Origin of the sequence: Bacillus sp. M6-12, assembly GCF_002860285.1 — a bacterium.
GTDB lineage: Bacteria > Bacillota > Bacilli > Bacillales > DSM-1321 > Peribacillus.
Genome location: NZ_PGVF01000001.1, coordinates 469,772 through 494,620 on the forward strand (window position 1 = coordinate 469,772; position 24,849 = coordinate 494,620).

The 24,849-nt window shown below is 32.7% G+C and carries 41 protein-coding genes; 7 read left to right on the top strand and 34 right to left on the bottom strand.

The genetic code is table 11. From position 1 onward, the window contains the following. Window positions 1–40: 40 nt before the first annotated feature. The 19 genes from CVD28_RS03440 to CVD28_RS03520 form a co-directional block, all read right to left on the bottom strand. Complete coding sequence (locus CVD28_RS03440) at window positions 41–274, bottom strand: lipoprotein (protein ID WP_101590961.1); 234 nt, start codon at window positions 272–274, stop codon at window positions 41–43. Next, window positions 275–565, bottom strand: a complete 291-nt coding sequence (locus tag CVD28_RS03445; RefSeq protein WP_101590962.1) for a hypothetical protein — start codon at window positions 563–565, stop codon at window positions 275–277. A 172-nt stretch (window positions 566–737) separates the two neighbouring features. Next, a complete protein-coding gene (locus CVD28_RS03450) occupies window positions 738–1,094 on the bottom strand; it encodes a beta barrel domain-containing protein (RefSeq protein WP_101590963.1) in 357 nt (118 codons plus the stop codon). Window positions 1,095–1,125: 31 nt separating this feature from the next. Beyond that, on the bottom strand, window positions 1,126–1,272 hold the full coding sequence (locus CVD28_RS27820) for a hypothetical protein (RefSeq protein WP_180953945.1): 147 nt from the start codon (window positions 1,270–1,272) through the stop codon (window positions 1,126–1,128). A gap of 149 nt (window positions 1,273–1,421) precedes the next feature. Next, window positions 1,422–2,024 (bottom strand): hypothetical protein, encoded by a 603-nt coding sequence (locus CVD28_RS03455; protein WP_101590964.1) that lies wholly within the window; start codon window positions 2,022–2,024, stop codon window positions 1,422–1,424. A gap of 46 nt (window positions 2,025–2,070) precedes the next feature. Further along, on the bottom strand, window positions 2,071–2,379 hold the full coding sequence (locus CVD28_RS03460; protein ID WP_101590965.1) for a hypothetical protein: 309 nt from the start codon (window positions 2,377–2,379) through the stop codon (window positions 2,071–2,073). Between the two features lie 130 nt (window positions 2,380–2,509). Then, window positions 2,510–2,752 (bottom strand): hypothetical protein, encoded by a 243-nt coding sequence (locus CVD28_RS03465; protein WP_101590966.1) that lies wholly within the window; start codon window positions 2,750–2,752, stop codon window positions 2,510–2,512. Window positions 2,753–2,842: 90 nt separating this feature from the next. Continuing rightward, complete coding sequence (locus CVD28_RS03470) at window positions 2,843–3,301, bottom strand: hypothetical protein (protein ID WP_101590967.1); 459 nt, start codon at window positions 3,299–3,301, stop codon at window positions 2,843–2,845. A gap of 9 nt (window positions 3,302–3,310) precedes the next feature. Next, complete coding sequence (locus CVD28_RS03475; protein ID WP_101590968.1) at window positions 3,311–4,387, bottom strand: site-specific DNA-methyltransferase; 1,077 nt, start codon at window positions 4,385–4,387, stop codon at window positions 3,311–3,313. A 216-nt stretch (window positions 4,388–4,603) separates the two neighbouring features. Further along, entirely contained in the window at window positions 4,604–5,062 is a 459-nt protein-coding gene (locus CVD28_RS03480) for an SMI1/KNR4 family protein (RefSeq protein ID WP_180953891.1), read from the bottom strand. A gap of 79 nt (window positions 5,063–5,141) precedes the next feature. Then, on the bottom strand, window positions 5,142–6,581 hold the full coding sequence (radA, locus tag CVD28_RS03485) for a DNA repair protein RadA (RefSeq protein WP_101590970.1): 1,440 nt from the start codon (window positions 6,579–6,581) through the stop codon (window positions 5,142–5,144). A 50-nt stretch (window positions 6,582–6,631) separates the two neighbouring features. Further along, entirely contained in the window at window positions 6,632–6,991 is a 360-nt protein-coding gene (locus CVD28_RS27825; protein ID WP_180953894.1) for a hypothetical protein, read from the bottom strand. Continuing rightward, complete coding sequence (locus tag CVD28_RS03495) at window positions 6,988–7,242, bottom strand: hypothetical protein (RefSeq protein WP_101590971.1); 255 nt, start codon at window positions 7,240–7,242, stop codon at window positions 6,988–6,990. The genes CVD28_RS27825 and CVD28_RS03495 overlap by 4 nt, the downstream gene beginning before the upstream one ends. Before the next feature lie 23 nt (window positions 7,243–7,265). Continuing rightward, window positions 7,266–7,904, bottom strand: coding sequence for a hypothetical protein (locus CVD28_RS03500; protein ID WP_101590972.1), 639 nt, complete (start codon window positions 7,902–7,904; stop codon window positions 7,266–7,268). Window positions 7,905–8,055: 151 nt separating this feature from the next. Continuing rightward, window positions 8,056–8,634 carry a DUF502 domain-containing protein gene (locus CVD28_RS03505; RefSeq protein WP_101590973.1) on the bottom strand — a complete coding sequence of 193 codons (579 nt, stop codon included), beginning with the start codon at window positions 8,632–8,634 and terminating at the stop codon, window positions 8,056–8,058. Between the two features lie 146 nt (window positions 8,635–8,780). Further along, complete coding sequence (locus CVD28_RS03510; protein WP_101590974.1) at window positions 8,781–9,320, bottom strand: hypothetical protein; 540 nt, start codon at window positions 9,318–9,320, stop codon at window positions 8,781–8,783. A gap of 115 nt (window positions 9,321–9,435) precedes the next feature. Further along, window positions 9,436–9,645, bottom strand: coding sequence for a hypothetical protein (locus CVD28_RS03515; RefSeq protein ID WP_101590975.1), 210 nt, complete (start codon window positions 9,643–9,645; stop codon window positions 9,436–9,438). A 139-nt stretch (window positions 9,646–9,784) separates the two neighbouring features. Continuing rightward, window positions 9,785–9,955, bottom strand: a complete 171-nt coding sequence (locus tag CVD28_RS27830) for a hypothetical protein (RefSeq protein ID WP_180953896.1) — start codon at window positions 9,953–9,955, stop codon at window positions 9,785–9,787. Window positions 9,956–9,970: 15 nt separating this feature from the next. After that, a complete protein-coding gene (locus CVD28_RS03520; protein ID WP_180953897.1) occupies window positions 9,971–10,876 on the bottom strand; it encodes a DarT1-associated NADAR antitoxin family protein in 906 nt (301 codons plus the stop codon). Between the two features lie 169 nt (window positions 10,877–11,045). Between CVD28_RS03520 and CVD28_RS03525 the strand changes: the two genes are divergently transcribed. Then, on the top strand, window positions 11,046–11,228 hold the full coding sequence (locus tag CVD28_RS03525; RefSeq protein WP_101590977.1) for a DUF2187 family protein: 183 nt from the start codon (window positions 11,046–11,048) through the stop codon (window positions 11,226–11,228). Between the two features lie 53 nt (window positions 11,229–11,281). Here CVD28_RS03525 and CVD28_RS03530 read toward each other — a convergent pair whose 3' ends face one another. From CVD28_RS03530 to CVD28_RS03590, 14 genes are all read right to left on the bottom strand, one after another. Further along, window positions 11,282–13,252 carry a hypothetical protein gene (locus tag CVD28_RS03530; RefSeq protein WP_101590978.1) on the bottom strand — a complete coding sequence of 657 codons (1,971 nt, stop codon included), beginning with the start codon at window positions 13,250–13,252 and terminating at the stop codon, window positions 11,282–11,284. A 14-nt stretch (window positions 13,253–13,266) separates the two neighbouring features. Next, window positions 13,267–14,049 carry a TatD family hydrolase gene (locus tag CVD28_RS03535; protein ID WP_101590979.1) on the bottom strand — a complete coding sequence of 261 codons (783 nt, stop codon included), beginning with the start codon at window positions 14,047–14,049 and terminating at the stop codon, window positions 13,267–13,269. 18 nt (window positions 14,050–14,067) lie between these two features. Then, a complete protein-coding gene (locus tag CVD28_RS03540) occupies window positions 14,068–14,271 on the bottom strand; it encodes a hypothetical protein (RefSeq protein ID WP_101590980.1) in 204 nt (67 codons plus the stop codon). A gap of 11 nt (window positions 14,272–14,282) precedes the next feature. After that, on the bottom strand, window positions 14,283–14,825 hold the full coding sequence (locus tag CVD28_RS03545; RefSeq protein ID WP_101590981.1) for a hypothetical protein: 543 nt from the start codon (window positions 14,823–14,825) through the stop codon (window positions 14,283–14,285). A gap of 20 nt (window positions 14,826–14,845) precedes the next feature. Further along, a complete protein-coding gene (locus tag CVD28_RS03550) occupies window positions 14,846–15,103 on the bottom strand; it encodes a hypothetical protein (RefSeq protein ID WP_101590982.1) in 258 nt (85 codons plus the stop codon). 32 nt (window positions 15,104–15,135) lie between these two features. Then, on the bottom strand, window positions 15,136–15,492 hold the full coding sequence (locus tag CVD28_RS03555; protein WP_101590983.1) for a hypothetical protein: 357 nt from the start codon (window positions 15,490–15,492) through the stop codon (window positions 15,136–15,138). After that, the gene (locus CVD28_RS28440) at window positions 15,489–15,953 is read right to left on the bottom strand and encodes a helix-turn-helix domain-containing protein (RefSeq protein WP_257985733.1); all 465 of its coding nucleotides are present in this window, start codon (window positions 15,951–15,953) and stop codon (window positions 15,489–15,491) included. The genes CVD28_RS03555 and CVD28_RS28440 overlap by 4 nt, the downstream gene beginning before the upstream one ends. A 56-nt stretch (window positions 15,954–16,009) precedes the next feature. Then, window positions 16,010–16,204 carry a hypothetical protein gene (locus tag CVD28_RS03565; protein WP_101590984.1) on the bottom strand — a complete coding sequence of 65 codons (195 nt, stop codon included), beginning with the start codon at window positions 16,202–16,204 and terminating at the stop codon, window positions 16,010–16,012. Between the two features lie 34 nt (window positions 16,205–16,238). Further along, the gene (locus tag CVD28_RS27835) at window positions 16,239–16,409 is read right to left on the bottom strand and encodes a hypothetical protein (protein ID WP_180953899.1); all 171 of its coding nucleotides are present in this window, start codon (window positions 16,407–16,409) and stop codon (window positions 16,239–16,241) included. 24 nt (window positions 16,410–16,433) lie between these two features. Then, complete coding sequence (locus tag CVD28_RS03570) at window positions 16,434–16,859, bottom strand: hypothetical protein (RefSeq protein WP_101590985.1); 426 nt, start codon at window positions 16,857–16,859, stop codon at window positions 16,434–16,436. A 2-nt stretch (window positions 16,860–16,861) separates the two neighbouring features. Beyond that, window positions 16,862–17,173 (bottom strand): hypothetical protein, encoded by a 312-nt coding sequence (locus tag CVD28_RS03575; protein ID WP_101590986.1) that lies wholly within the window; start codon window positions 17,171–17,173, stop codon window positions 16,862–16,864. A gap of 159 nt (window positions 17,174–17,332) precedes the next feature. Continuing rightward, window positions 17,333–18,133, bottom strand: a complete 801-nt coding sequence (locus tag CVD28_RS03580; protein WP_101590987.1) for a hypothetical protein — start codon at window positions 18,131–18,133, stop codon at window positions 17,333–17,335. Window positions 18,134–18,297: 164 nt separating this feature from the next. Next, complete coding sequence (locus CVD28_RS03585) at window positions 18,298–18,687, bottom strand: hypothetical protein (RefSeq protein ID WP_101590988.1); 390 nt, start codon at window positions 18,685–18,687, stop codon at window positions 18,298–18,300. A gap of 11 nt (window positions 18,688–18,698) precedes the next feature. Continuing rightward, window positions 18,699–21,242, bottom strand: coding sequence for an AAA family ATPase (locus CVD28_RS03590; protein ID WP_180953901.1), 2,544 nt, complete (start codon window positions 21,240–21,242; stop codon window positions 18,699–18,701). A gap of 219 nt (window positions 21,243–21,461) precedes the next feature. On the opposite strand from CVD28_RS03590, the gene CVD28_RS03595 reads away from it, so the two are divergent. From CVD28_RS03595 to CVD28_RS03620, 6 genes are all read left to right on the top strand, one after another. Next, on the top strand, window positions 21,462–22,052 hold the full coding sequence (locus CVD28_RS03595) for a hypothetical protein (protein WP_101590990.1): 591 nt from the start codon (window positions 21,462–21,464) through the stop codon (window positions 22,050–22,052). A gap of 25 nt (window positions 22,053–22,077) precedes the next feature. Continuing rightward, a complete protein-coding gene (locus tag CVD28_RS03600; RefSeq protein ID WP_101590991.1) occupies window positions 22,078–22,560 on the top strand; it encodes a hypothetical protein in 483 nt (160 codons plus the stop codon). 4 nt (window positions 22,561–22,564) lie between these two features. Next, entirely contained in the window at window positions 22,565–22,861 is a 297-nt protein-coding gene (locus CVD28_RS03605) for a hypothetical protein (RefSeq protein WP_142384723.1), read from the top strand. A 69-nt stretch (window positions 22,862–22,930) separates the two neighbouring features. Continuing rightward, complete coding sequence (locus CVD28_RS03610; RefSeq protein WP_374702500.1) at window positions 22,931–23,494, top strand: Uma2 family endonuclease; 564 nt, start codon at window positions 22,931–22,933, stop codon at window positions 23,492–23,494. Window positions 23,495–23,605: 111 nt separating this feature from the next. After that, window positions 23,606–24,013, top strand: coding sequence for a disulfide bond formation protein B (locus tag CVD28_RS03615; RefSeq protein ID WP_101590993.1), 408 nt, complete (start codon window positions 23,606–23,608; stop codon window positions 24,011–24,013). A gap of 34 nt (window positions 24,014–24,047) precedes the next feature. Next, entirely contained in the window at window positions 24,048–24,533 is a 486-nt protein-coding gene (locus CVD28_RS03620) for a macro domain-containing protein (protein ID WP_101590994.1), read from the top strand. A 95-nt stretch (window positions 24,534–24,628) separates the two neighbouring features. Here CVD28_RS03620 and CVD28_RS03625 read toward each other — a convergent pair whose 3' ends face one another. Beyond that, entirely contained in the window at window positions 24,629–24,826 is a 198-nt protein-coding gene (locus tag CVD28_RS03625; RefSeq protein ID WP_101590995.1) for a hypothetical protein, read from the bottom strand. Window positions 24,827–24,849: the final 23 nt, after the last annotated feature.

Genomic DNA, 24,849 nt, shown 5'->3' on the forward strand with positions numbered 1-24,849 from the left:
TATACTATTGTCGTTGTCACTAAGTCTGTATATGCTTTATTTACATAATCGCTGGAATCATCATAGTCATTGTATTAACTGCATCTTGATTCATTTTTTGTTGCATTTCTTGTTCTTCTTGCCAACGCTTTTCTTGTTCCTCTTGTTGTTCTTTTGTTAAAGTCTGAACAGCTTCAACAGGTTCTTTTGCTGGTGCAATTTTCTCTGTATCCTGAAAACCGCAACCAGTAAGCAACACTACGATAAAAAGAAATAAAATCCCGCTCTTTTTCATTTATTTATCCTCTATACCAACAGGTGTTCCATCGTCAAAAGAAACAATATGAAAGCCTAATTGCAATTGTTCTTCTTCTTTGTACCAGTCTAAATCTTTTCCAACCCATTCAGGCTTTTTAACTGCAACAGCATAGGCATCTAATACTGGTTGTACCTCTTTATTTTTCACTGCTTCATCTGAAACAATGACTTGTATTCTTCGTTGGTATTTTTCTGGTTTCGGAACAATTCCTACCCATTCTTCTCCATATTTCATTAATGGTTGTTGAGAAACTTTTACGACTGCCACATTTATCACCCTTTATTCAAAAGTTTTATACTATATTCAATTTATCATATTTATTGACTAAAGTAAATTATAATTGACGATTTTTAAGAAAATAAAACCCATTATTCTATTCTGGAAAAATTAAATGTAAGATAAAAGTTACAAAAGAAAAAACCTCAACAAAGGTTGAGGCTTAAGCTGATGTTTCAATTAATTCATTGATTTTTCGCAAGGTTTTCAAATCCATAATCTTTACTGCTTCTTGAATATTTGCTCGTAATTCTTTTGCTTCATTTCTTAAAGCTACTAAATCCCAATACTCTTGTGCAGTTAAGAAAGCTGTCTTTGTATAACCATATCCTGTTTTGCAAATCATTGTTTTTCTGTCAAATCGTGATTCATGTTTAGATTCTAAATCTGCTCGATAAGCATAGAAACTTGAACCATTTACTCTTGTTACTCTATATTCTGTAAGGTTCGGCTTTGATTCGTAAAAACCTGTTTCTGTTACATAAACAATTTGTCCTTCTTCAAGATGTACTTTTGCCATAATATGTTCTCTCCCTGTCTCTTTTAAAGATTTACTTGTGACCTTTTCCAAAACACTTAGTACAAGGTACTTTTATACCATTTTCATAAAGACCAAATCCTAATTTTCCAGAAGTCTTTATGGTTGTTAATCTTTCAAGAAGAAAACCCCTTCCATTACATTTATGACATTTTTTCATTGTCATCCCCCTTTAATACTGTTTCAAAAGAAACTCCAATTTATATAAACTTCTATATTATATGGACTATGAACGGAATTTATCGAATACAAAAATAGAATGAAAGGACAAAAAGAAAACCTTAACAATGGTTAAGGTAATTAATCTAATTATGATGTTTTTTTATCTTGTTTGATTCCAAAAATCCATGAGCCAATTAATCTACCAATAAACATTCCTACAAAATAGACAAATCCATAGAGTAAGGGTTCATAAACCTTCTCGACAAATTCCACATTAAAGAAGTGCAGTATATAGAGCATCATAGTAAAGCCTATTGATGATGATAAACTTTTAGAAAAAGGACTTCGTTTAGGGATTGGTGTATAGTGGTTGTCACTTAATTGTTCTTCAGAGTCTCTTGCATTATTACGTTTCTTTCCAGCGAAGTGAATATCTTCTCCTATTGGTTTTCCAAAGTACAAATCAAACTCATAATCGAATTTTTTTGGAAGTGCATTTTGTTTAAAAAATGATTTTGTTTCCTTCATTTTCTTGTCATATTCGCTGTACTTTTGATTAAAGTGGTCAATGATTTCTTTATCACTCTTATCTGTTTGGTAAATCATTTCTTTTCTCCCACCTGACATGGAAGTAGTTTTTTCAATTACATGGATTTTATTTCGATTTTTCTTAGAACGAATAATTTCAAAGGTATCTTCTGATATAATTTGGTTATTTCGCTTCATTGTAAACACATATTTTTTCAACATATTTTTATCCCCTCTTTCTTTTGTCATAGTTTCATAGATATTTGCTTTATTTGAAAAATAGTTGAAATTCTCTTCCAAACTTTGCAAGGGTTTTACCAGAGCCTATAAAGTTTTGCTTTGATAATTTTTCTTCATATTCTTTAAATTTGTTATCAAAATAACTTTTAATCTCTTCATCTGTTTTTTCCGTTATAAATTTAAATGTTTTCTCTTTGACTCTCATTTCCTTGGAGTAAGAGGTAACATGAATTTCATTAGAATTTTCTTCGGGGCGTATCACTTCATAAACAAAATTAACTTGGAGTGGTTTATTGAAATATTTCACTTCTTGAAATATATAATTAGCAATTTTCAACTGTTGTACCACCTTTCTTTTTTTATATTTTTTGCATATTATTCATTTCAACCATTAAATATCTAAAATAGAAAATCGTAGAAATTCTTATATAAAATCTGTAGATATAAAAAGGACAAAATCAAAGGATTTAACCATCGTTCCTTTCGTTTTTCCTGTTTCTATATTTATTTTCTTCTTCCAGCCAATGTCGTTGTCTTTCTATCTCTATTTGATTCAAGGTATCTAAAACTCTTTGTGCAGATTCAATGCTTTTTTTTATTCTTTCTCTGTGTTTTCCGTTTTGTTTTTCTATTTCTTCTTTAGAAAAGGAAGCAATCAGTATTACATCGTTCCCTTCTTCATCTTTATAGGTTTTATTTTTGTCTAACATTTATCTATCCTCCTCTTTCTGATTTCCTTCTCTTTTCTTATAGTGAAAAAAGAAAGGAGCTAAATCCTATTTAGACTTAGCCCCTTTTTATTATGAAAGAATGATTCCTTTTTCTTTTACCTTTTGAATATAAGCGTCTATTAATTCTTCTCTATTATTAAAGTGTTTGGCGTGAATATGAAATCGTATCATATTGCCATCAACTGAATTTTCAATGGTTAGCTCTACCTGTTCATGATTTGGATACGGATAAGCAAATCCTAAAGGCTTATCGTTCTTTTCCTTTTTTAAAAAATCGTAGATTTCTTGATATAAAAAAGTCTGAACTTCTTCATCAAGTAACATTTCATTTGCCATACTACGTGTTAAACGAATTTTGCTATCAGGTTTACAATCAAAATAAATCACTGATTCCAATTTGTTGTAGCAAGGATACTTCCCTTTATCTACATGGTGTTCCCAATTTATATAATTGAAATAATTTCCACTGTTAAATTCTTCATGGTTTGTTCTTTTAATATCAAAGGTTAAAACTTTCTTATACTTCATTCTTTTTCACTACCCAATCACAATGTATTGGAATGTTTCATTGTGTTTTTTTGCTACTTCATCTAATCGTGGTTTGCAAATATTGGAGCAAATTTGGTTTTCATTGTTTGTCATTAACGTAAATTGACGATTCCCACTGTCTTCCGCATTTAATTCCATTACTGCATGTCCTGTTGTTCCGCTTCCTGCGTAAAAATCTAAAATCTTAGAATCTTTCTCTGTAAAGATTGAAATAATCTTCTTAATCGTATCTAAGTTTTTTACTGTATCAAATCCGTATTTCTTTTTTCCTGAATTATCATTGATATAATATTCCATCATATTTGTATCCATCAATACTCTATCAGAAGGTGTTACCCAATATTGTGCAGAGTTTTTATGTCTTCGCACAAACTCTAATTCATTCCCTGTCTTAGATTGGTAAACCTGTTTATATGCTTCCCAATAATCTTTTAAGCTGTATAATTCTTCGTGTTGAGATTCATACTCTTTATAGTTTTCTAAGGCTCTAAGACCACGTTCTTTTGACCATTTCCATTGTCCTTCGTGTATCATCAGTCCATCAATCGGGTATCTCATAGTAGGTCTATCTGCATTGGACTTAAAGGAAGTCCAGTATCCCTCTTTTCTCTTATCAGAAGAATCTTTGTAAGGGTTCTTGTAATAAAATTGGTCGCTCTTCTTGTAAACCACTAAAAATTCAAAAGCACGATTCAGAGAAGCTACTTTACTAAATTGATTGTTTAAGTTTTTTGTTGCTCTCTTCAAAATAAAGGTATTTACATAGTTTTCCTCTCCAAAGACTTCATCCATAATCATTCGCAAGGAAGCATATTCTTTATCGTCTATATGAATAGCAATTGCTCCATCTTCTTTTAATAAACCATGTGCCTTTACCATGCGTTCTTTAATATGTTTAATCCACTGTAACTTTTGTAATCTGTCATTGTAAATAAATGTTTTGTTTTCAGTTCGATATGGGGGGTCAATTAGTATAAAATCATATGTCACCAACCCTTCAATCAAACTTAATCCATGTATATTATCACCGTTAATTAACGTATTTTTATCAAAATTATATAACACTGTATTTCGCTCCTTTCATTTTTCAACTTTCGTTCATTGACTATTGTCTATGAATTAAGTATAAAAAATAAAAAGAAGTGTATCTATACATTATCAGGGTTAGCAAGTCCGACAAAGTAGTGCAGGAAAAGGTATTGTGATGCTTCAAAAAAAATAAGACCATAGAATTTTCTATGGTCTCTTTACATAATTTATTTTAAAAAGAGATGATTATCCCTAATTCTCTATTAATTTTACAAAATCAGTAAAACTGTCTGAAATTTTTGTTGTAACAGGATTACAAGTATAAGATTCTTCATAATCTAAAAAATCAACAGATGGATTCTTTTTATCCTTATGATAGTTCAAACATAAATAGTCGCCATAGGCTAATTTTGCAATAGGAATCAATTCTGAGCCATATATATCTTCGTCAAATATATTCCTCTCTTGCAACGAAAGACTTGTTTCACTTACACCTATGTCATATTCTCCATAATCGTGTTCTTTGTAGTCTTTGATAATACCTAAAAACCTTTCAATTGCATATTTATTATCTATATGTGTTAATATATCATCATCATATAATTTACAGCTATTGTAGGTTTTTAAGAACTCTTTATATTTTTCAGGAAACACCACATGAAAAGCCTTTTCTAACTTTTCAATATCCGCTTCCAGTGGCAATGGATACACAATACTTTCTTTGTTTATATTAATCTTAACTACCTCCTTTCTATTACCTAAATAGTTTACATAATGATATTATGGTTAATTATTGTTCCACCGTTTCTTTCTTCTTTCCTTTTCCCTTTTCAATTACTCCATATACAGCAGTAATCGTGTCATGAAGAGAACGAACTTCTTCTACTTCTACATTTTCTGTATCGACTTTATTTTTCAGGCTCCCTTTCGGAATATAAATCTTTTTAAAGCCCATACGGTCAACGTCTTTGATTCGACCTTCGATATTTGGAACTTTTTTGATTTCCCCTGTTAATCCCACTTCCCCTACAAATACTGTTCCTTCTGGAAGTGCTTTATTGTAAATCGAAGATACAATGGACATGATAATCCCAAGATTGACAGACGGTTCAGTAAGGCGTAATCCCCCTGCTACCATGACAGTGACGTTCTTATCATTACAAGATAAACCGCCTCTTTGTTCTAAAATCTCAACCAAGATTTGCAACAAGTCTTTTTTAATCCCATTTGCCATTCGTGAAGGGAATCCATAGTACGATTTACTCACTAAACTTTCAATTTCCACTACAATATTACGTGTTCCTTCTTTTGTCATGGTCAAAGCAGTACCAGCTACAGGATAATCACGTTGCGTAATAAAAAATTCAGAAGGGTTTACAATAGGAATCAAGCCTTCTTCTGACATAGAGAACAGACCTACTTCGGAAGTGTCACCAAATCGGTTCTTTTGGCTGATTAAGGTTCTTAGAGGTTCATTTCGTTCCCCTTCTAAAACCAATACCGTATCTACCGAGTGCTCAAAGGTTCTTGACCCTGCTAATTCATCTTCTTTGGTCATTTGCCCCACAATCCAAATACATCTTGGTTTCGCTGTATTTTTACCGATTTCCATTAATTTAAAGGTACATTCATTGACCTGAGTAGGCGTACCAGGTCTTGAAGCAATATCTTCAAGGTAAACCGTTTGAATGGAATCAACAATCACAATGGTTGGATTGATTTCCTCAATGTATTGTTCAATTCGGTTCATAGAGGTTTCTGATACTACATATAAGTTGTCCGATATGTTTCCATTGCAAACTCTATCAGCTCTTCCTTTGATTTGCGTATCCGATTCTTCCCCCGAAGCGTATAAAACGGTATAACCTTGTGTCGCTAAGTCATTGGACATTGCCATCAAGAGAGTTGATTTTCCTGCTCCTGGTGGGGCAGTAATAACATTTAAGCTATCCCTTACCATTCCACCACCTAATACTCGATTTAATTCAGGGTTACTGGTTACAATTCGATTGTTTTTACCGACTTGTACAGTATTTAATTTCACAGGTTTTTTACTGCTTGTCATCCCTTTTCTGCTCCCCATAACTGCAGAAGCCGATTTTGATGAAGTAGATTCTACCGCCACTTCTTCAAACGTATTCCATTTTCCACAATTATCACAATGTCCCTGCCACTTTGATTTTGTTGTTTGACAAGAATTACATTTGTATTGTGTTTTTGCTTTTGCCACTTTAAAATCCTCCTTTAAACAAAGAAGGAGAACTTATTTGCTCTCCTCTTTTACTCTTCTTCATTTGGTTTTAACAGCATATGAACTTCTGCTTTTAAATGGTTGGTTACAATAAAGTTGTTTTCATAAATCTGTTTCAGTAATTCATAGGCTCTATTTTTATCACGTTCAAATTCAATTTGTTCTCTTGTTTTTTCATTCTCTGCTTGAGGGGATACTAAAAGTTGAAGGTCTCCCCCTCTCGAAGAATAATCCCACATTTTTACCCAAGGAACTGCCCCTTCTGGAAGAATAAAAGTTCTTTCTTCCAAAGGTTTAATCGGGCTATCCTCTCCTGTACAACCATGTGAAAAAGTTGCAGGATGAATGGTTACAATTCTGCCAGTATCATTAAAATAGGTGAATTTCATGTCCCTTGCTCTCCTTTTAACTCTTTATGAAGAACCATATAATCCGCTTTATTAAACACTGTTCCATGTTCTGTTACAAAATAATGAACCTGTTCTCTACTCATAGATTCAACTTCTTGATAATTTCTGCATTCCTGACATCCATATCCACACTCTTCTAAAAAGGAAGAAATAAATGATTCAGGACAGTTTACATAAATTGCTCCCTCTCCAAAGCAGGAAGGGTCTCCAGTGATAATATAGGTTTTCATATAAGCTCCTTTTTTTATAAATATTAAACATTATCTAAAGAAGTATCTCGGTCTTTTACCTTCACAATATCCTCTTTAACGAGATTGTCTCTCCATTCAGGATACTCCACTCTGTCATCACAGCTATCACAGAAATGTAGGTCATCATAAAAACCTTCTAAGAAATCATGGTCTTGTGTTTGAATAGCCTCTTTGATTACATTTAATTCTTCTAATGATAAGCCTACTTTCATTTTTTCATTGTAATGATGTGGACAAACCAAGCTGTATCGCTTTTCTACGATTCCTTTTTCAATCAAGAAGTCTGTTAGCTTCTTTGTATCTTGAGTAAATCGGAAGAGGTTAAAAACGTATTCTCCATTACGAATCATAAGCAGAAATTTATCCAACTCAATCTTTTTCTTTTCTGACATAAAATCAATTTCTTGAAGAGAAGGAAAATGATGAACACCTGATAGTTGAGGGAATTCTTCCTTCTTCATTTCATCAATCAGTTTGCTAATTTTATAAGAGAAACTTGGGATTTTGATTTCATCAAGTTTGGTTTGAAACTCCATTAGCTCTTTTCGTGTAAACTGTTTTTTTAACTCTTCTATATGAATACTTTGTAAAAAGTTAGCGAACTCTTCATACTTTTTTAGGATTTCTTCTTGAATGTTCATGAATTTTTTAGCTCCTTTTCTTCTCTTTTCTAACAACTATTATATCATGTTTTCGTTATTTTGTAATGTATAATTTACAATATAAAAAATGGATTAAATAACAGAGTAACAAAATAAAAAAGATGGGTTTTAACTCCCATCTTCCATTTCATTATTTACTTGTCATACCCATTCCACCCGATAATACAAATTTCATGGCATCTTCTGGTTTAACATCGATAATTTCTAAACTTGACTTTGGAACAAGTACCGTAAACCCTGCAACTTGAAATGTTTGTGGAATATAAACAGCAACAGAATCACTTAGAGGCTTGTAAAAATCTCCTAAACTATCTGATGTTAAGAATCCAATACTCTTCATATTTGAATTTGGTTGAGATATTAACACTACTGTTGAAAATGACTTTTTATCTCCAAGGAAAGAATTGATTGTATCCTTTGTGACAGAGTACAGTGTTTTTACTAATGGGATTCTTTCTAATAAATTATCTATCATTCGATAGAGCTTACCTGTAACAAACTTCGTTGACAACCATCCAAGCAGAGTAATTAATACCAACGTGAGCAATAATCCAATACCTGGTACATAGGAATCTTCTAAATAATTCTTTAATAAATTCCCAAGAAGTCCATCCAAGAACATAAAGGCTTTATAAATGACATATACAACAAGAATAACAGGGACAATTGTTAAGATTCCATTTATAAAGTTTTTGACTAATACTTTCATTCATTTTTTCTCCTTTTTATTCATTTTTGATTTATTTCTTCATTTGTAAATAATAATTTACAAGATAATACTTGTATTATATCACAAAATAAATAATTAATAAAGAAACAAAAAATTTTCATATAAAATAAGTCAAATCACTTTTTCTATTTACTCCCAATGGCAAAACCAGTGTATTCTTCATTATGAGTAAAACGGTATCCATATTTATCTTGTTCCATGATTTTTTCAGTATCTTTTGATTCTAAGGAATCATAAAACATTTTAACAACCATTTCTTTGTCATTTGGTTTTAATTCATCTAAAATCGTTTCAATCACACGATGTAGTTCTTTTTCATTTTTAATTTCATCATAAACTCCTACACCAATAACCTTGTCTTTCTTATCTACTAACACAGTGATATGTGTGTCTTCGTATGCTGTCAAACCAGTTTCTTCATCCATTGTCTTTTTCACATTATTCAGACCATACTTTTGTTCTAAGTCAATAAGCGAACGGTTATACTCTTTTTTGAAGTCAGCATATGTTACCCCTAAATCATATCGGTAGCCATCTCCTTGTATCAGCTTCCCAAAAAATTCAAAAGCATTTCCTTCTTTGATGCTACCAAATGCCGTTAATCCCAAGAACACACTTGAAACAACAGCCAAAACAATCAATAAAACCTTGTTTTTCTTTTTCATACATTTTCCTCCTTACTTTCTATTAAAATCCTTTTATTATATAAAAGGGTTAATGGTTTCATAATAAGTAGTCTTTTTTATAACAAAAAAGAGGCTATTTAAGCCTCTCTATTTTCTATACTTCTTCTGGTTCTGGTTCTTCAGTTTTTTCATATACGTAAATGTTTTTGATTTCATGCACCTTTAATAGTTCATAAAATCGTTCAGTTAAAACCATACCCTCACTAAGTAGTTTTATTTCTTTTTCTTTATAAATGTTTTCTGCAACGGTGTATCCAACATGGGATTTATCCAACTCTACACGTAATTTCTTTTGTTCAGACATACATCTTCCTCCTCATTTTTTCGTTTTTATATGATAGTGAAACCATTTAATAAACATAACGAATCAATGGTCGAAAGAAGTTTGAGTTTATACTATATATATGGTGAAAAAAAAAGAAGGGTATAATACCCTTCTCTTTTTATGCAACGATTTCTAATTGTTCTTCATAATAACAATTGGTTTCGTTTTCTTCAAATTCAACTTCAATTGGATAATCATTGTTAGGATAAATAGCAATAATAATTCCTTCAAAGCCTTTCCAAAAACCTGTTAGTGGTTTCACTTTCATGCCAATTTGAAATTCACCCATATTCATTTTCCTCCCTTATTTAGCTCCTGGTAGTTTATAAATGGTTGCTGGATAATCAATAAAGACTTTTTCAATTCGACTTTTCACTTCATTCCAGTCTCCACCACCCAAACCAGAACCTAACTGCCAAGGTAGACCAACTGAAAGTTTCTTTTCTTTTGCGACTTCTTTTAACTTGAAAAGAGCTTTTTCGAGTTCATCATATTCTGTCTCTTGGTTAGTACGTGATATCTCATGTTGACCAAATAAATTGGCTACATATTTACCTTCTGTATTCGTTTGAACTAATTGACACTCTCCTAACAGACTTCTACTCTTCTTATGAGCAAAACACAAATCTTGATAAGGTTTAAAGATTTCAGGATAAAGTTCTTTTATCAAACGTGCAATACCACCGCCCATAATTCCCAAACAGTTTGTTTGATGTCCAATGATATGTTCTTTTGATTTCAATAAATCACCAGTTACTTGAATGACAAAACCACCACGTTTTAAAACCTGAATAAGTGGCTGACATTCTTTCATGATAGAAGCTCTACCTTCTTTCACGTATTGTTTAATGACATCCGCTTGACAATTTACACTGTTATTTCCTTTAAACATGTCTGTAAATTCATCAAATCCAGAAGCGAAGGCTACTAACGATGGATTTGCATCTAAGTATTTTACCCAAAGCAATTTGTAGTATTGAGTTAGATACTCTTCTGGAAAGACAATTCCATTCACTTCAAAGCAATCTACTTTTTTACCCTTTAATTCTTTCCAATCCTTCGGGACAAATAGTTCTCCATTTTCCAGTTTCATACGTTTACTCAATTGGTAATGGTTTTCAATACTATCGAATTTCCCATAGACTTCTACCTTTGCAAACAAAGCGGAAAATCTCTTATCTCCTTTGGATGAACACTCTAATGATTTCACTTTCATCTCTCCTTTAAAAGTAAATACTTTTACCTGTTTTATCAACATTTCTATATTATAGACAAGAACAATAATTGCAATAAAAAACAATACAAAATAATAGTAGAATGGCTTCGTTTTCTCTTATATACTAATAACAAATAACTGGTTAAAAATTTGGGGGGATAGAATGAAGAAAGCGGTTCTTGGAAATCAAATTAGATTTAAAAGAGAAAACACTCTACTAAAGGGAACGGTTGTGAAAGTAAATGAAAATTCCGTTATGGTTGAAATCAGCGAAAATGATAGACTTAAAATCAACCTCCCTACGAACCAAACGATTGTGAATCACAAAAATTATTCATTAGTTTAATAGGATAAAAGAAAAGAGTAAGAAATGTATTCCTTACTCTTTTTGTAATTTTGCTATTTTGATTCTAACCAAACTTTATTTGGTGGAAGCCCTGCATCTTTTCTAATTTGATTGTAAGCGGATTTACTCAAAAAGACATCGATATTAAAGTTTTGCTTTTTCCAAGGATTTTCCAAAGCCCATTCCATAGGGTCAACATTACTCAATATTTGATTTCCGCTATACAAATCCGCTTTGTTCCAATGTTGGAGAATATCAGGCAATTCTTTCACTTCGCAACCACACAAAAGAGCTAATGCTTCTGCAGTTGTTGGCTTAAAGGAAGCAACAATAATAGGTTTTCCACCTGTAACGTAACAACGATGGTTGTAATCAGGGACTTGTGAAAGTTTAAAAGAACCCCAACTATCATGGTAACTTCTGTCTTTCTCTAACCCTATGTGTAGAATGTTCTTTTGTTCATATTCTTCTTTATGTCCAAAACCTTCGCCCCATACAACAGCAGGAGCTTCAAATACGCCAAGTGCTATAGCATGAAAAAGAGCCTTCTCATTCGCTTTGATACGACTAAAATAATCTTTTTGAATTTCTTTTACACGTTCGTTGTATTCACTCTTTGCTTCGTTGCTGATAACTACTGCTTTATTGTATCGGGCAACCCAACGCTGATGTTTAACAATTTCTTCTTTATTGCCAAAAATCGTTGGGTCAAACTTTTGAAGTTTTACGCCATCATGTTTGTCACGATTCATAAAAGAAGTTGATTTTTCATACTCTGCAATCGTCATTTCTTTTAATTCAGACGAACTGGTTAATAGTTTTAGAGTGGTATTGTTTCCTGTCAGATTTAATACCTCTTCCGATACTTTTCCTTCATATCTTTCTTCCAGCCATTGATTTTGTTTAGTTGGTTTGTAATCCCACTCGCTTATCATATTTTCCGTAGATACGTCTTTAGTAGTTAGAGTAGGCAATTGAACAGTTCTTGTATCTTGCACCACAAGAGCGGTGTTTCCTGCCCCTGTAATCGCTCCTTGTGTTTTCGTCATTTCCCCTGTATAAGACAGTTCTTTTGTTTTAAAATCTTTCTTCCAAAACTTTTCATCAATCAGGCTGAACATCATAACTATCCAAATGACTTCATCTGGCTCTAATTCCTTAATTTCTTTTAAAGGGTGCAGTTCATCTTGATAAATGACTAATTCCTTTGTGTTTTTAGGGCTAACATATGCATCTCCCCTTCTATCAAACTCTATATCAAGCAAGTCATAAGGAAAATGATGTTTCGCCATTCTTTCTGACATATCTCTTCCTGGTCTTCTGGACATATATTTTTGTAAAGGGTGAGAATAATTAGGTTTATCGGTTAGCAAAGAAAGTGTTTCACCATTTTTAATCGCAAAAGTAAAATAAGAGGAAGTATCCATTGGGTCACGAATTAAATTCAATGAAACACCAGATAACGTATTTTCACTATACATAGAACGAACCAATGAGTTTATATTCCAAAACTCATGCACTTTTGTTACATACTTCGCTCCTTGTTCACTGGTTTTTCCTTGTGAGAATTGATGGATTTGTAAATTCTCAATCGAACGAAGGGCATCTCTGCGTAGGAAACCTAACGCCTCTGAAGATTCAGCCATTTCATATACTTTTTCATTTGTTACACCATAATGTTGCAAGGCTTCTTTCATCCATGTTTTAAACTCTTCTTTTTTAGCAGTCACTTCTTCTGAATGAAGAATCGAATACAAATCCTTACTTTTTTCTAAATAAGAAAGAACCGAATCATAATCTTTAATCATTTCATTAACAGAAAAACTACGTGATTCAAGGTAATCCGTTGCAAAGCTCTCTAACAACAAAATAGTGGTGAACAAACTTTCGTCTAAAACCAATGACTCTTTTAGCTCTTCATTAATACTCTGAATATGCCAATCTCTCATTCGATATTTATTTGAATTAGGGTCAATTCCTGTCAATTCTACCCATAGCTCTAATGCCTTCTGAATATTTTCCATAGCCTTTCTCCTTATCAATTTAATGAGAAAAATTGTTTTGTTGTGCTTGTAACCGTATCAAAGAATGTTTCTTCATCTACTTTTAGGATTTTTGCAATTTCTTTTCCGATATGACCTAAATATTTAGGCTCGTTCGTTCTGGTATTTGGCATAGGTTTTAAATTTTTAGGCATTAAAAACGGTGCATCCGTTTCAATCATTAATCTATCAAGCGGTGCATACGTAAGGGCTTCTCTTAATGCTACTCCACGTTTATCGTCACAAACCCAACCAGTAATCCCAATATAAAAACCTAAATCCAAATACGTTTTCAATTCTTCTTTTGTGCCTGTAAAACAGTGAACAACAGATTGTGAAGCAATTTCCGTATGGTTCTTCATGATGTTCACAAATTCTTTATGTGCCGAACGCTCATGTAAGAAAAGTGGTTTCTTGATTTTTTTGGCTAAAGCAATTTGTTTTTCAAAAGCATAGAATTGTTCGTCTCTTGTAGAGAAATTTCTATCAAAATCTAATCCACATTCGCCTACCGCTACTGTAAGAGGGTGTTTCAATAACTCTTCTAAATGTCCAACGGTCTCCTCTGTAAATTCATTTGCATAATGTGGATGAACACCAATCGTTGTCGTTAAGTAATCGGGATTTTTCTTTGCTATCTCTAAAGATTTTTGACTATTGATAAGTCTTGTTCCAGTCAAGATAATCCTTTCTACACCAGCATTTTTGGCTTGTTGCAGGACTTCTTTTTCTTTATTTTTAAATTGTTTGTTTATCAGATTAATTCCAATATCAATCATATTTTTTCCTCCTCTTTTTTACATTTTCCCAATATAATTTTGCAAATCTCTCACTAATCCAGTGTAGCGTGGAGACGGAGAGCAAATATCGCAAGATTCACGATGACCACACAAACAACTCCCACCTCTTTTTTTATTAATGATGGTTATTAGCTCATTTTTAATTTTTTCTGTCGCTTCTTGCACTTCATTGCTTTTTATTTTTTCATGTTGTTTTGTCATTTTCATAATTCCTATTCTTTTTCAAAGATTTTCTCAAACATTTCATTTTGGTATTTCTTAAATTCTTCTAATTTATCATTATATTCCTTCATTAATTGTTCTTTTTTAGGTGTTACTCTTGCAAAATGAATATCATATTTTTTAAATCGTGTTAGTCCGTCATCGACTGTTTTATCATGAACAATCGCATGGTGTATATCTAATTTATCTAATCGGTGATAATAGCCTTTCTGCAGAAAAATCAAAGGCTCTTCTTTTTTCTCCTGTTTCTTTGGCTTTTTATATTCAATCCCTAAATGGTCTTTTAACATTTTCAAATGCCTACTTCTGGTACGAACTGCCCGATGGTAGTCATAATGTTCTTTGTCTTTGTTTGCTAACGCTTCTGTTAGGTCATGATAGCCCAATGTAAGAGAAACTAAATTCAATTCTCTATCCCATATGGTTGTCCAATTTTGTTCAAGGCTATGTGTCATTCTATCGACATAACCGCCCGAAGTGCTATCCTTTACAATATACTGACCATTTTCTTCTGTAATATCATCGAAGTACATTTCTCAATCTCCCTTCTTTCTTATCTTGATAAATACCACATGCTCTCTTCATCTCTTACCGATTCAATGCCTTCTAAATAGGCTTCTTGCAATAGTTTTGCTACATTACAAGCGTTCTTTTGATTTTCACGATGGGTTTTAAATGTTCGTAACCCATTATCATATAGATAAATTGCATAGAAACGCTTTTTTTCTTCTTTAACTTCATAATAAACTCCATGTCCACAAGGAAATTTAATATGAAAAGGTTTTTTGTTTAACACAATTGGTTTTTTCATTGATATTCCCTTCTCCCTGTAGCTTTCTATTATTACTGCATTTGTTCAATGTACGATTCTGTATGCTTCATGATTTCTTCATTTTGTTCCCACTCTTTAACTAACTTTTTGCTCGATAAGAAGAATTTATCAATATACCGTTGTATTTTCTTTTCTATGTGTTTCTTATAGCGTTTTTGTAAGAATTGCTGTTTTGGAACAAGAACATTAATTTCTACGAAATACTGCCCTTGAATCTCCCCAATACAATTTTCATCTTCACTGTACTCTTTCTTATTTACAATTTTACTTTTGATTTCATATGTTTTTTTACCTGTACTTACATTCTTTACATATTGAACCGACAGAAGCATTAAGTAATCCTTGCTTAATTCAATTTCCTTTTTCATTGTTGTTCCTCCTTTATTTTTCCGAATACACGTTCCATTGCGTGATAAGTAACTAACCATGTACCTTCTGATTTTCTGTATTCGCCTTCTTCAAACTTTCCACGTTCAATGGCTTTTCGTACTGCAGAGCGTTCAAACCCCCATAAAAGAGAGGCTTCTGTAGCTGTCAAAATCTCATGAAGCGTGAATTTTCGGTTATGCTCTATTGGAGAATCTTCTATTTTGCTTTCTGGCAAGTAACGAAAATCATCAGAAAATCTATTTGGAAAATAAACATATATATACTGTTTAATATTATCTATCTCTTTTTTTCTTAAATAGATTTTTGAAGCTAACTGCATTAGCTTGTCTTCGTCTAATGTAAGTAAATCCGACATTTTGGTTATATTGCCACGCTGTAATTTGTTAATGATATGTAAAGACAAATCTGAATCAGATAAAATCATTTCTTTCCTATTCATCTGTTTATTCCTTCTTCCTTATATAGAAAGGAGAGTTTCCTCTCCTTCACTATGTATTATCGCTTATTAAATCGGGTGTACAATTTTATGGTCTTGTAATCTTCTTCTGTTTTTGACGGATGCTTTTGTAGAAATTGCTCTAATGACAACCTTTCATAATGAGCTTTCATAGATTTTACATCGCCACGATTTCCACCATATACTCTTATTTCTTTTCCACTACATTCAACTGTTAAAGATGATGATGCCATTCGATTTCCCACCTATTCTTTGATTAATCAACCCTTATGAATACTCACGCATGAAGTAACAAATATCTGCATGTAAATTTCTTAGTCGTTTTTCTTCATTTTTTTGAGAAGTCCAATTCCCATGTTCATCGGTTACACCATTTTCAGGGACTAAATCCATTTCCCTTTCAATGCTTCTCTTTAATTCTTCAATCGTCTTTATCATTTCAATTCTCCTTTTCAAAAACGATTAACTGGAAAGAATCTCTTGCATTCGTTTATCAAATTTTTCTCTATCTTTTTCAATGATTTCAATTTGTTCAGGATGATAAACCTGTTCTTGACCAGAAGGGAACACCAATTTAATTGGTTTCTTTCCAATTTTGACGATATGGATAAACCCTACTGCATCTTTATATTTACCTGTCAAAGACCTCGCTCTTAATCCGTCATAGGCTTGAAGTGTATCTTTTTCTTCAATATTCGTTTCTGCAATTGCTTTTTGTCCTTCTTTAAATGCCAACAAATTTTCATAGCCTTTATTCACATCAGCACCCAATTCTTGAAGACCTAAAAGAAGCGTGTCCACTTCGTCAAAGGACAAACGCATTACCACGTCTCCTAATCCATATTCTCTTTTAATACGAAGTTTGTTGTATAGTTCTTGAATAGCCATTTTTATTTTTCCTCCAAATACACTTTATTGAAATCTTTGTCCTGTATTTTTCCATAACGCTCTTCTTTATCGTGTATCACGAAATCAGAAACAATATATTTCCAGCCATATTCACTCTCTAAGTATTCAATAATGAAGTCTTCACTATCACGAAATAGTTTTTCAGACTTATCTTTCTTTAATGCTTCTACACATTTATTGTATTTTTGACGAATATCTTCTGCAGTTAAAGTTGCTTCTACTAAAAAATGACGTTCATGTTGTAGCTCCCAAGAGCCAAATTTTAGTTCTACTACTTTATAATCTTTTTCCATTTCATTCTCTCTCCTTTTTAAAAACCTGTCCTCAATTCGTGTCTATCTTTATTATATCTTTGTCACCAATTCGTGTCAATGTTTTTAGTCAATGAAATTTGACATGTTTGAGATAAAAAAAGAAACAGGAAAATATCCTGCTTCTATTTATCACCCTTTTTATTCAGATTCCGTTACCACTGTTCCTGTTGGTACTGTTTCTGTTGGTACTTCCTCTGTTACTTCTTCATCCTTTTCTTCTACAACAGGTTCCTGTTTTGTAACTAAATCACTTTTAACTTCTTTTCCACTAAAGAAACCTGCATTGACATGAATTTTAACTCCTGCTGGTAACGCTAAATCTGTTTGGATTTTCTTCAACAAATCTTCTTTTGTTAAAGAAGAGCTTTGAATATCCGTAACCAATTTTGATACCATTTCTTTTGTAATTGTACCAGTAGGGTCTTTTACCACGATGGTATTTCCTTTTTTCTGCATTTTATATTGGATTTTGCCAACCTTTTTATTGCTGGTTTGGAACTGCAATTCAAAATTTCTGATTTGTTTAGTCAATGCGACTTTGCTTTTTCCCAATTGTTCTTTACCGTCAAGGATACGGTCTCCATCACTATCTGCTTTCTCTGGACTTAATCCCAATTCAATTTCGGAAATATTACTTACTCCATCTTTATCAAAATCCTCATTCACATCTAAAATTTTATCCTTATCAGAATCCGTTGAAGTAGGATTTAAATTCAGTTTATATTCTACGAGATTTGTTAAGCCATCTTTATCTTTATCTTGTTTTTCTACACCTTTAGCAAAGCCAAGTTTATACTTTGTTTGCCAATCATCAGCTATTCCATCTTTATTTTTATCGACCACTTTAACTGGTTTTGATTTAGCCTCTACTGTTACTACGCCTTGCGATAGTAATAAGGCTACCGCTAATCCACCCAACATCATTTTTTTCTTGTTCATTCTATTTGAACTCCCTTCCATTTTGGTTAAATGTCATGTTTATGTATAATGACTAAGAACGATTATAATGATAATATATCATATAGTCAATGTATTTTGAGTTGTACCATAAAAAAAAGAAACAGAACAATAATTCTGTTTCCATAATAAAGAGCTTACAATGTTTATTGGTTCAAAACTTTATCAAGCTCCTCTTTAATCGTGATTTGAGATTTTAAGGTCAAAAAATTAGCAAAGGATACCGTTTTATACTCTTCTCCAAGTTGAATTAATTCATTCAATGAAATCCCTTTTGATTCCGCATATAACAACAATTGTTTTAACTGTTGTTGGTACATAGATACTTCATCAGGGCGTTTATCATTGATGCCTAACCCTTCAATGATTGCCTTCATCATATCAGTGGTTTGTCCAATCTCTTTTTGAGTAGCCTCAATTGCATCTGTATAATCCACAAAGACTTTTCCTAAATAGATTCTATCCGCTTTATTCATATATTTACCATATCCCTTTTTCGTTTTTTTCAAATAGTAAACTATCTGAATTATTACCATTTTATATTATATCACCCTTCATTAAATTCGATAATTCGTTCTTTTAATGTGGTATATCTCTCTTTGGTTTTATGGCTACGGATAGCATGTAAAATAGCATCCGCTTGTCCTACCACCACACAGAAGGCTTGTGCTCTCGTATAACCAGTATAGAAAAGGTTATTATCCAGCATATGATAGTTTTGCATCATTATCGGAATGATAACAGCTTTCCACTGGCTTCCCTGCGATTTATGAATGGTCAACGCATAAGCGTGTTCTAATTCATCAAATTGGTCGTCATAAAAAGCGTAGCGGTCTTCATAACGGACAATCATTCGGGTTTTGAAGTTATCAGAGGCTTTTCCTTTGATAATATCTTCAATTAAACCTGATTCACCGTTTGTAATTCCTACCATGTCATAATCTTGAGTAAAGTTTCCGAATTTCCCTTTGATATACCAAATCATTTCATAGTTATTACGCATATGAATAACCTTATCTCCTCTTTTAAAGAAAAGAGTAACCAATTCTTCTTTTTCACTAACATGATTGTATGCCATAAACTTTTTGTTTAGGATTTTCATGTCCTCATTACCAGGATTAAATTCTTGCTGTATTAAATAATTCATAGCATTTGTTCCTACTAAACTATTCTTTTGAGGGCATAACACTTGAATGTCTTCCACATCATATTGTTTTACCTTTTGAACTTCACGAATAGACTTCAATAACGCCAATTGAGCTTCTAACATGGTTTCTTTTCTAAGCACATAAGCGTCTTGGGTATCTTTACAGCTTGAAATCATTTCACCATTGATAATGCGATTTGCATTACGAATGATTCCTGAATCTTTTCCTTGTCTTTTTACAACATTTAGCGTCACCATTTTAACAAGGTTGCTATCAATTAAGTCTTGCAATACATTTCCTGCACCCACTGACGGAAGTTGTTTTGTATCACCAAGAAAAATGACTTTTGTACCGTCTGCAATGGCACTTAATAGACCATCCGCTAACAAAATATCAAGCATAGAACTTTCATCTACCACAATCACATCAGCGTCTATCGGGTTGTTTTCGTTGTGTTCAAATCCAGTCGCAGGTTTATACTTTAATCCTCTATGAATGGTCATACAAGGTCTTCCTGTCGCTTTACCAGCTACTTTACTTGCTTTCCCTGTCGGAGCAAGAACTTTTACTTCCATCATTCGCTTCATTTTTTGAAATTGCATCCCAAGGACACGAAGAATCACATTGAGAGTGAATGTTTTTCCGCAACCAGCACTTCCGTTCAAGATATAAAAGCCCCCTTGACCTCTCGTGAATTCTAACACTGCCTCTTTTTGTTTTTCTTCTAATTCCATATTTTCTTGGATTAAGAGATTTGACAAGTCTTCTTCCGCTCCTGCAAAATCTTCCTTTGCACTTTTAGATAAGGAGATGACTTTATTCGCTACTCTAAACTCTGCCTCATAGAGTTCTGGTAAATAAATATTGTAATTATCCATGACGAGCTTATTATTTAGCTCCATAAACTCCAGTTCTTTCAAAATTTCATCTCTTGTTAATCGAATCGCTACCATTCTTTTCTTTTCACGCTCAAAACGGTTTGTTTCATAACGATATTGTTTGAATTGTTTAGATAGGGAATCGTAAGAAAGAGGGAATTGATGTTCTCCTACTTGATAAATGGCTACACGTTGACCATGAAAGTCTTCCAGCAATTGAATCATTTCCTCTTCTGTTAAACGAATAACCAAGACTTCTATCGTTCTTTCTAATAGCTCTTGCATAGGAAGAAAACAATGACCTTCAGAAGATGCTTCTTTTAGAACATACTTTAACCCCTCTTGTATTCTGAACATTCCTTTTGGGTCATAACCCATTTGCTTTGCAATTCTATCTGCTTTTTCAAATCCAAAAGAAGGGAACTCTTCAACCAACAAATAAGGATTATCTTGGATTTTTTCAACTGCACCCTGCTTGTACTTTTCAAATAGCTTTTTAGCTTGTCGTAAATTCAATCCATATTCTAATAGCTTATTGAAATAATCTTGACTGTCTTCCATTTTTTGAATTTGTTCCTGCCATTTTAAAACAGATGTTTTTCCGATTCCATCTATTTCTTTCGCTATTTTCATAGGGTCTTCTGCTAATAGGTCAATGACTTTATCTCCGTATTGTTCATACAGAAATTCTGCTTTTTTAAATAATCCATCTAAGTTCTGAAGATAACCAACAATTCCGTTTTTTGTAACAGGTCTTGTGGCTTTTGCACTTTCAACAGAAAATTGCTTTTCTCCACGAAACGAAATCACTTTTCCTTTCATTTCATACGTACTTCCTAAATTCAATGCACTTGGAAAAACGCCTGACACTTTAATAATGTGGCTATTTTCGTCTTCTCCCTGGTAAATACCATAACCACTTTCCTCATTGTAAGTAAATTGCTTTTCTATCATTATTTTTTTGTTTAACGATGTATTGAGTGGTATCTCTTCTAACGCATTTTCTTTGTGATTAGTAATGCCAAAGTTGTATCCACCACCAGCTTGCTTTCCGACTTCTAACATATTCATGCTCCTCCTTTCTGACATAATAAACAGTTGTTATATCATATGGGATTTTTGAATGATAAATAAAAATGGAATAGATGAACAACGTAGAAGAAAGAAAAAAGAAGAAACGAATCGTGTTTGGTTTAAAACAAAATCATTTTGGTCTTCCTGCTTATAATAAAAGGAGAAACATAAAACAGGTGTTTACTTAAATACATGGAAAGAGGGATTTATATGATTGAAAAAATGGAAATGGATTATGTAATGGGAAACGCAAAGATTTGGGAAAAACAAGGCACAAAAAATGCTTGTCGTCTTTGTGGTCAATACATTCAAAAAGGTGAAGCCTATTCACTTGTTGTCATTCCTATGCCTTATCGAAAAGAGCAAGGAAACTTTGTCGTTCATACAAACGAATGGGAAACCTTTAAAGGTCAATGTGACAACATGGAAGATTTAATGGAGAAATTAAAATCTACCAAAAAGCCACGTACCAAAAATGCAACATCAGTAGATGAAGCTACTACGGAAGCATTTAAGAAGGTGTTAGCAGATAAAGGGTATCGCATTAAAAAGGAAACGAAAACACGTATATACTTCAAGACTTCAAAACAAATGGCTACCTTCTATTTTGATAAACGATTCAAACAAATTGAATTTGAAGGAAGAGCAAATGGTTTATTTGATGGCTTGTTCCTAAAAGAATTTTATTCAAGAATGTATGAAGCTCTGAATAAAGAATTAGGAAAAGAAGTCGAAGAAGGCTTTCGTGTCAGCAAAGCTATTCAAGAGGCAGTCGAGACCGTTGATAATCTCATGAAATAGATTAATAAAAAAGGTGGTTCATTATATGGAGAATATCTATTATCGAATAGTAAAAGAAGCTGTTGGGAAAGAAACTGTATTCATCCCTGAACAGTCACATGAACAAATTAAACTGGTGGATGGGGTCTTTATAGAAGACCTAAATCCAACGGTTAAAGTCAAAGAAGTTTGTTTTGCTAAGACGGTTGAAGGCTGTTTGTTTGGAATTAATATGTTTTTAGAAGAAGGCACTTATCATATTTATAAAACGGATAGGATTCCAACAATTGATTTAAGTCATTCTGGAATTGGAGACTTTCCAACGATTCAAGAAGTTCGCTATCAAGAGCCTGTTCCAGCTACCTATGTGGGTGAGATATATGTAACCAACTTCTTGATTCATTGCTTAACTGGTCTTTATGAAGAAGCCAATAAGGGAAAGCAATTTAACCATACCTTTGCTTCAAAAGAGTTAGTTCGTTTTCAAGAAGTAAACAATGAAATTATCTATTCTAAAGAAGTGGGTTGATAGGATGCAAAAATTAACTGGTTGGACTAAAAAACCGTTTGTCGGCTGTGATAAGTGTAAAGAAGAAGGAAGAATCGTATGTCAGGCAACACGATATACGATTAGAAGAAAAGGTACAGTTTCACATCCAGATTGGGTGACAACGCATTACTGTAATTATCATGCAGATTTAGTTGACCCACCTGAAAAGCGATTAGAACGACAAAAGAAAAAGGAAATCGAACGTGCCAAAGAACGACTCTCTTCTGATGATAGAGATAGGGAATGGTATTATGTGAGCGGTGCTCATAGATATCTGTAGAAATTTGCGGTTATTAAAGTTTTTTATTCTATGATAAACTAAGGAAAAGGTGAGAAAATGAGTGAGGCGATGAAAATGAAAACCCCTGAATCAAATAAAGGATACAGGTATCATGATTATGAACATTGGGAAGGTAGATGGGAATTAATTCATGGTGTCCCTTACAATATGTCACCAGCCCCTACGACACAACATCAACATATTGTAGGAGAAATCCACTTTGCTTTACGTTCTTTTTTAGGAAAAGATAAATGTCAAGTGTTTGTCGCTCCTTTTGATATTCGACTAAGTGAATCAGATGATTATGATAATCCTGATACGGTTATTCAGCCTGATATTTCGGTTATTTGTCATCCTAATCAGTTGGATAAAAAAGGCGGTAAAGGTGCTCCTGATTTAGTTGTAGAAGTTTTATCTCCATCAACCGCTTTAAAAGACAGAAATCAAAAATTTAACCTTTACGAACAGCATGGCGTAAAGGAATACTGGATTATTGACCCAATCCATCAAACGATTGAGGTTTATGGACAAGTCGATAATCATTTAGATAAAATAGACGTTTTTGGTTGCAACGATACATTGCGTTCGTTCCATTTCAAAGAGTTTACTCTTGATTTATCAACAATTTTATAAATTCTAAAGGCAAGATGTTTATCATCTTGTCTTTTTATTTACTTTCATTGATTATAGTCAACAAAAATTGTATAATGTTCCTATCCATTAGTAATCTGAAAGGAAGATGATATGTCTATACGAAACCAGAGGATTCTTACATTTATTTCAGCACTTGGTTTAATCTCAATGGCTGGAAGTTTATATTTTAGCTTATACAAAGGATTGTTCGTATGTGATTTGTGCTGGTATCAGCGAATCTGTATGTATCCGATTGGCTTTTTAGCATTTATTTCTTTATTTTTAAAGGATGATAAAATCAGGTATCATATTCGGCTACTATCATTAGTGGGATTTGCCATTGCCTCCTATCATGTATATATTCAATTCTTTTCTACACCAAGCCCATTTTGTGCAGTAGGAAGAGATTGTACTGAAATTCAAGTGCAATATTTCGGATTCTTAACGATTCCTCTTATGAGTTTTATCTCATTTTTCTTTATCGCTGTTTCAACCTTTTTTATCAAAAAAGAGAAATAAAGATAAACTACTAATTTAGTAAAGGAGTAAATTAATGATTAAAATAATCGAAGCTGACATTACTTTAACCGATAAAGATATTATTGTTCAACAAGTAAACTGCAGAGGCTTTATGGGAGCAGGATTAGCGAAAACCATTATGCAACGATATCCAAATGTAAGGAAAGAATACCGCTCCTTCCGAGAGAAACAATTAAAAACTTTGAAAGATGACGAAAAGTTATTAGGATTGGTTAATTACATCGATGTCTATGATGGAAAAATCATTGCCAATGTCTTTGGTCAAGTAGATATTCGTCAGGATAGAAATGATAAAACAGTTTACACAAAAAAAGAAGCCTTATTCCAGGGGATAGAAGATATAAAAAACAAAGCAAAAAAACTGAATTTCTCAGTTGCGATTCCAACATATATTGGCTGTGGACTTGCAGGAGGAGATTGGGAAGAAATTCAAAAGGGTATTGAAGCCATCTTTGAAAATTCTTCTGTGGATGTCGTATTTTATCACTATCGCAAATAAAAAATGACGAGTCATTTTTGGCTCGTCATTTTCATTGGAGAGGTTTAAGTGAAGAAGTTAATAAATCAACTGCTTTAGAGGAGTTTCCGAATGTATCACTGATATGCAAATTGTTCATCTGTAATTTCAATATACTTGATAATTCCATTTAATTTAGTTTTGTCGTCTACGGTTATGAAAACAATATCTTCTAACAAAAAATCTTCTTGGTATTGAGTAGAAATACTTTTTAATGTATTTTTTACCTTATGAAAATCACTTAATATCTTTACTTCTAAATCCATATTCTTCAACTATATCCTCCTTTCTGCACATT

Excerpts from the sequence above, each read along its gene's own strand:
- CVD28_RS03510 (WP_101590974.1), bottom strand. The coding sequence starts at position 9,320 with ATGAAAAAGAAAAACAAGGTTTTATTGATTGTTTTGGCTGTTGTTTCA.
- CVD28_RS27825 (WP_180953894.1), bottom strand. The coding sequence starts at position 6,991 with ATGAAATTCACCTATTTTAATGATACTGGCAGAATTGTAACCATTCAT.
- CVD28_RS03545 (WP_101590981.1), bottom strand. The coding sequence starts at position 14,825 with ATGTACTTCGATGATATTACAGAAGAAAATGGTCAGTATATTGTAAAG.
- CVD28_RS27835 (WP_180953899.1), bottom strand. The coding sequence starts at position 16,409 with ATGATAAAGACGATTGAAGAATTAAAGAGAAGCATTGAAAGGGAAATG.
- CVD28_RS03505 (WP_101590973.1), bottom strand. The coding sequence starts at position 8,634 with ATGAAAGTATTAGTCAAAAACTTTATAAATGGAATCTTAACAATTGTC.
- CVD28_RS03450 (WP_101590963.1), bottom strand. The coding sequence starts at position 1,094 with ATGGCAAAAGTACATCTTGAAGAAGGACAAATTGTTTATGTAACAGAA.
- CVD28_RS03565 (WP_101590984.1), bottom strand. The coding sequence starts at position 16,204 with ATGGCATCATCATCTTTAACAGTTGAATGTAGTGGAAAAGAAATAAGA.
- CVD28_RS03465 (WP_101590966.1), bottom strand. The coding sequence starts at position 2,752 with ATGTTAGACAAAAATAAAACCTATAAAGATGAAGAAGGGAACGATGTA.
- CVD28_RS03555 (WP_101590983.1), bottom strand. The coding sequence starts at position 15,492 with ATGAAAAAGGAAATTGAATTAAGCAAGGATTACTTAATGCTTCTGTCG.
- CVD28_RS27830 (WP_180953896.1), bottom strand. The coding sequence starts at position 9,955 with ATGGGTGAATTTCAAATTGGCATGAAAGTGAAACCACTAACAGGTTTT.
- CVD28_RS28440 (WP_257985733.1), bottom strand. The coding sequence starts at position 15,953 with ATGAATAGGAAAGAAATGATTTTATCTGATTCAGATTTGTCTTTACAT.
- CVD28_RS03470 (WP_101590967.1), bottom strand. The coding sequence starts at position 3,301 with ATGAAGTATAAGAAAGTTTTAACCTTTGATATTAAAAGAACAAACCAT.
- CVD28_RS03595 (WP_101590990.1), top strand. The coding sequence starts at position 21,462 with ATGATTGAAAAAATGGAAATGGATTATGTAATGGGAAACGCAAAGATT.
- CVD28_RS03590 (WP_180953901.1), bottom strand. The coding sequence starts at position 21,242 with ATGTTAGAAGTCGGAAAGCAAGCTGGTGGTGGATACAACTTTGGCATT.
- CVD28_RS03455 (WP_101590964.1), bottom strand. The coding sequence starts at position 2,024 with ATGTTGAAAAAATATGTGTTTACAATGAAGCGAAATAACCAAATTATA.
- CVD28_RS03615 (WP_101590993.1), top strand. The coding sequence starts at position 23,606 with ATGTCTATACGAAACCAGAGGATTCTTACATTTATTTCAGCACTTGGT.
- CVD28_RS03540 (WP_101590980.1), bottom strand. The coding sequence starts at position 14,271 with ATGACAAAACAACATGAAAAAATAAAAAGCAATGAAGTGCAAGAAGCG.
- CVD28_RS03570 (WP_101590985.1), bottom strand. The coding sequence starts at position 16,859 with ATGGCTATTCAAGAACTATACAACAAACTTCGTATTAAAAGAGAATAT.
- CVD28_RS03525 (WP_101590977.1), top strand. The coding sequence starts at position 11,046 with ATGAAGAAAGCGGTTCTTGGAAATCAAATTAGATTTAAAAGAGAAAAC.
- CVD28_RS03620 (WP_101590994.1), top strand. The coding sequence starts at position 24,048 with ATGATTAAAATAATCGAAGCTGACATTACTTTAACCGATAAAGATATT.
- CVD28_RS03600 (WP_101590991.1), top strand. The coding sequence starts at position 22,078 with ATGGAGAATATCTATTATCGAATAGTAAAAGAAGCTGTTGGGAAAGAA.
- CVD28_RS03440 (WP_101590961.1), bottom strand. The coding sequence starts at position 274 with ATGAAAAAGAGCGGGATTTTATTTCTTTTTATCGTAGTGTTGCTTACT.
- CVD28_RS03515 (WP_101590975.1), bottom strand. The coding sequence starts at position 9,645 with ATGTCTGAACAAAAGAAATTACGTGTAGAGTTGGATAAATCCCATGTT.
- CVD28_RS27820 (WP_180953945.1), bottom strand. The coding sequence starts at position 1,272 with ATGAAAAAATGTCATAAATGTAATGGAAGGGGTTTTCTTCTTGAAAGA.
- CVD28_RS03495 (WP_101590971.1), bottom strand. The coding sequence starts at position 7,242 with ATGAAAACCTATATTATCACTGGAGACCCTTCCTGCTTTGGAGAGGGA.
- CVD28_RS03550 (WP_101590982.1), bottom strand. The coding sequence starts at position 15,103 with ATGAAAAAACCAATTGTGTTAAACAAAAAACCTTTTCATATTAAATTT.
- CVD28_RS03575 (WP_101590986.1), bottom strand. The coding sequence starts at position 17,173 with ATGGAAAAAGATTATAAAGTAGTAGAACTAAAATTTGGCTCTTGGGAG.
- CVD28_RS03535 (WP_101590979.1), bottom strand. The coding sequence starts at position 14,049 with ATGATTGATATTGGAATTAATCTGATAAACAAACAATTTAAAAATAAA.
- CVD28_RS03580 (WP_101590987.1), bottom strand. The coding sequence starts at position 18,133 with ATGAACAAGAAAAAAATGATGTTGGGTGGATTAGCGGTAGCCTTATTA.
- CVD28_RS03530 (WP_101590978.1), bottom strand. The coding sequence starts at position 13,252 with ATGGAAAATATTCAGAAGGCATTAGAGCTATGGGTAGAATTGACAGGA.
- CVD28_RS03610 (WP_374702500.1), top strand. The coding sequence starts at position 22,931 with ATGAAAATGAAAACCCCTGAATCAAATAAAGGATACAGGTATCATGAT.
- CVD28_RS03585 (WP_101590988.1), bottom strand. The coding sequence starts at position 18,687 with ATGGTAATAATTCAGATAGTTTACTATTTGAAAAAAACGAAAAAGGGA.
- CVD28_RS03605 (WP_142384723.1), top strand. The coding sequence starts at position 22,565 with ATGCAAAAATTAACTGGTTGGACTAAAAAACCGTTTGTCGGCTGTGAT.
- CVD28_RS03500 (WP_101590972.1), bottom strand. The coding sequence starts at position 7,904 with ATGAACATTCAAGAAGAAATCCTAAAAAAGTATGAAGAGTTCGCTAAC.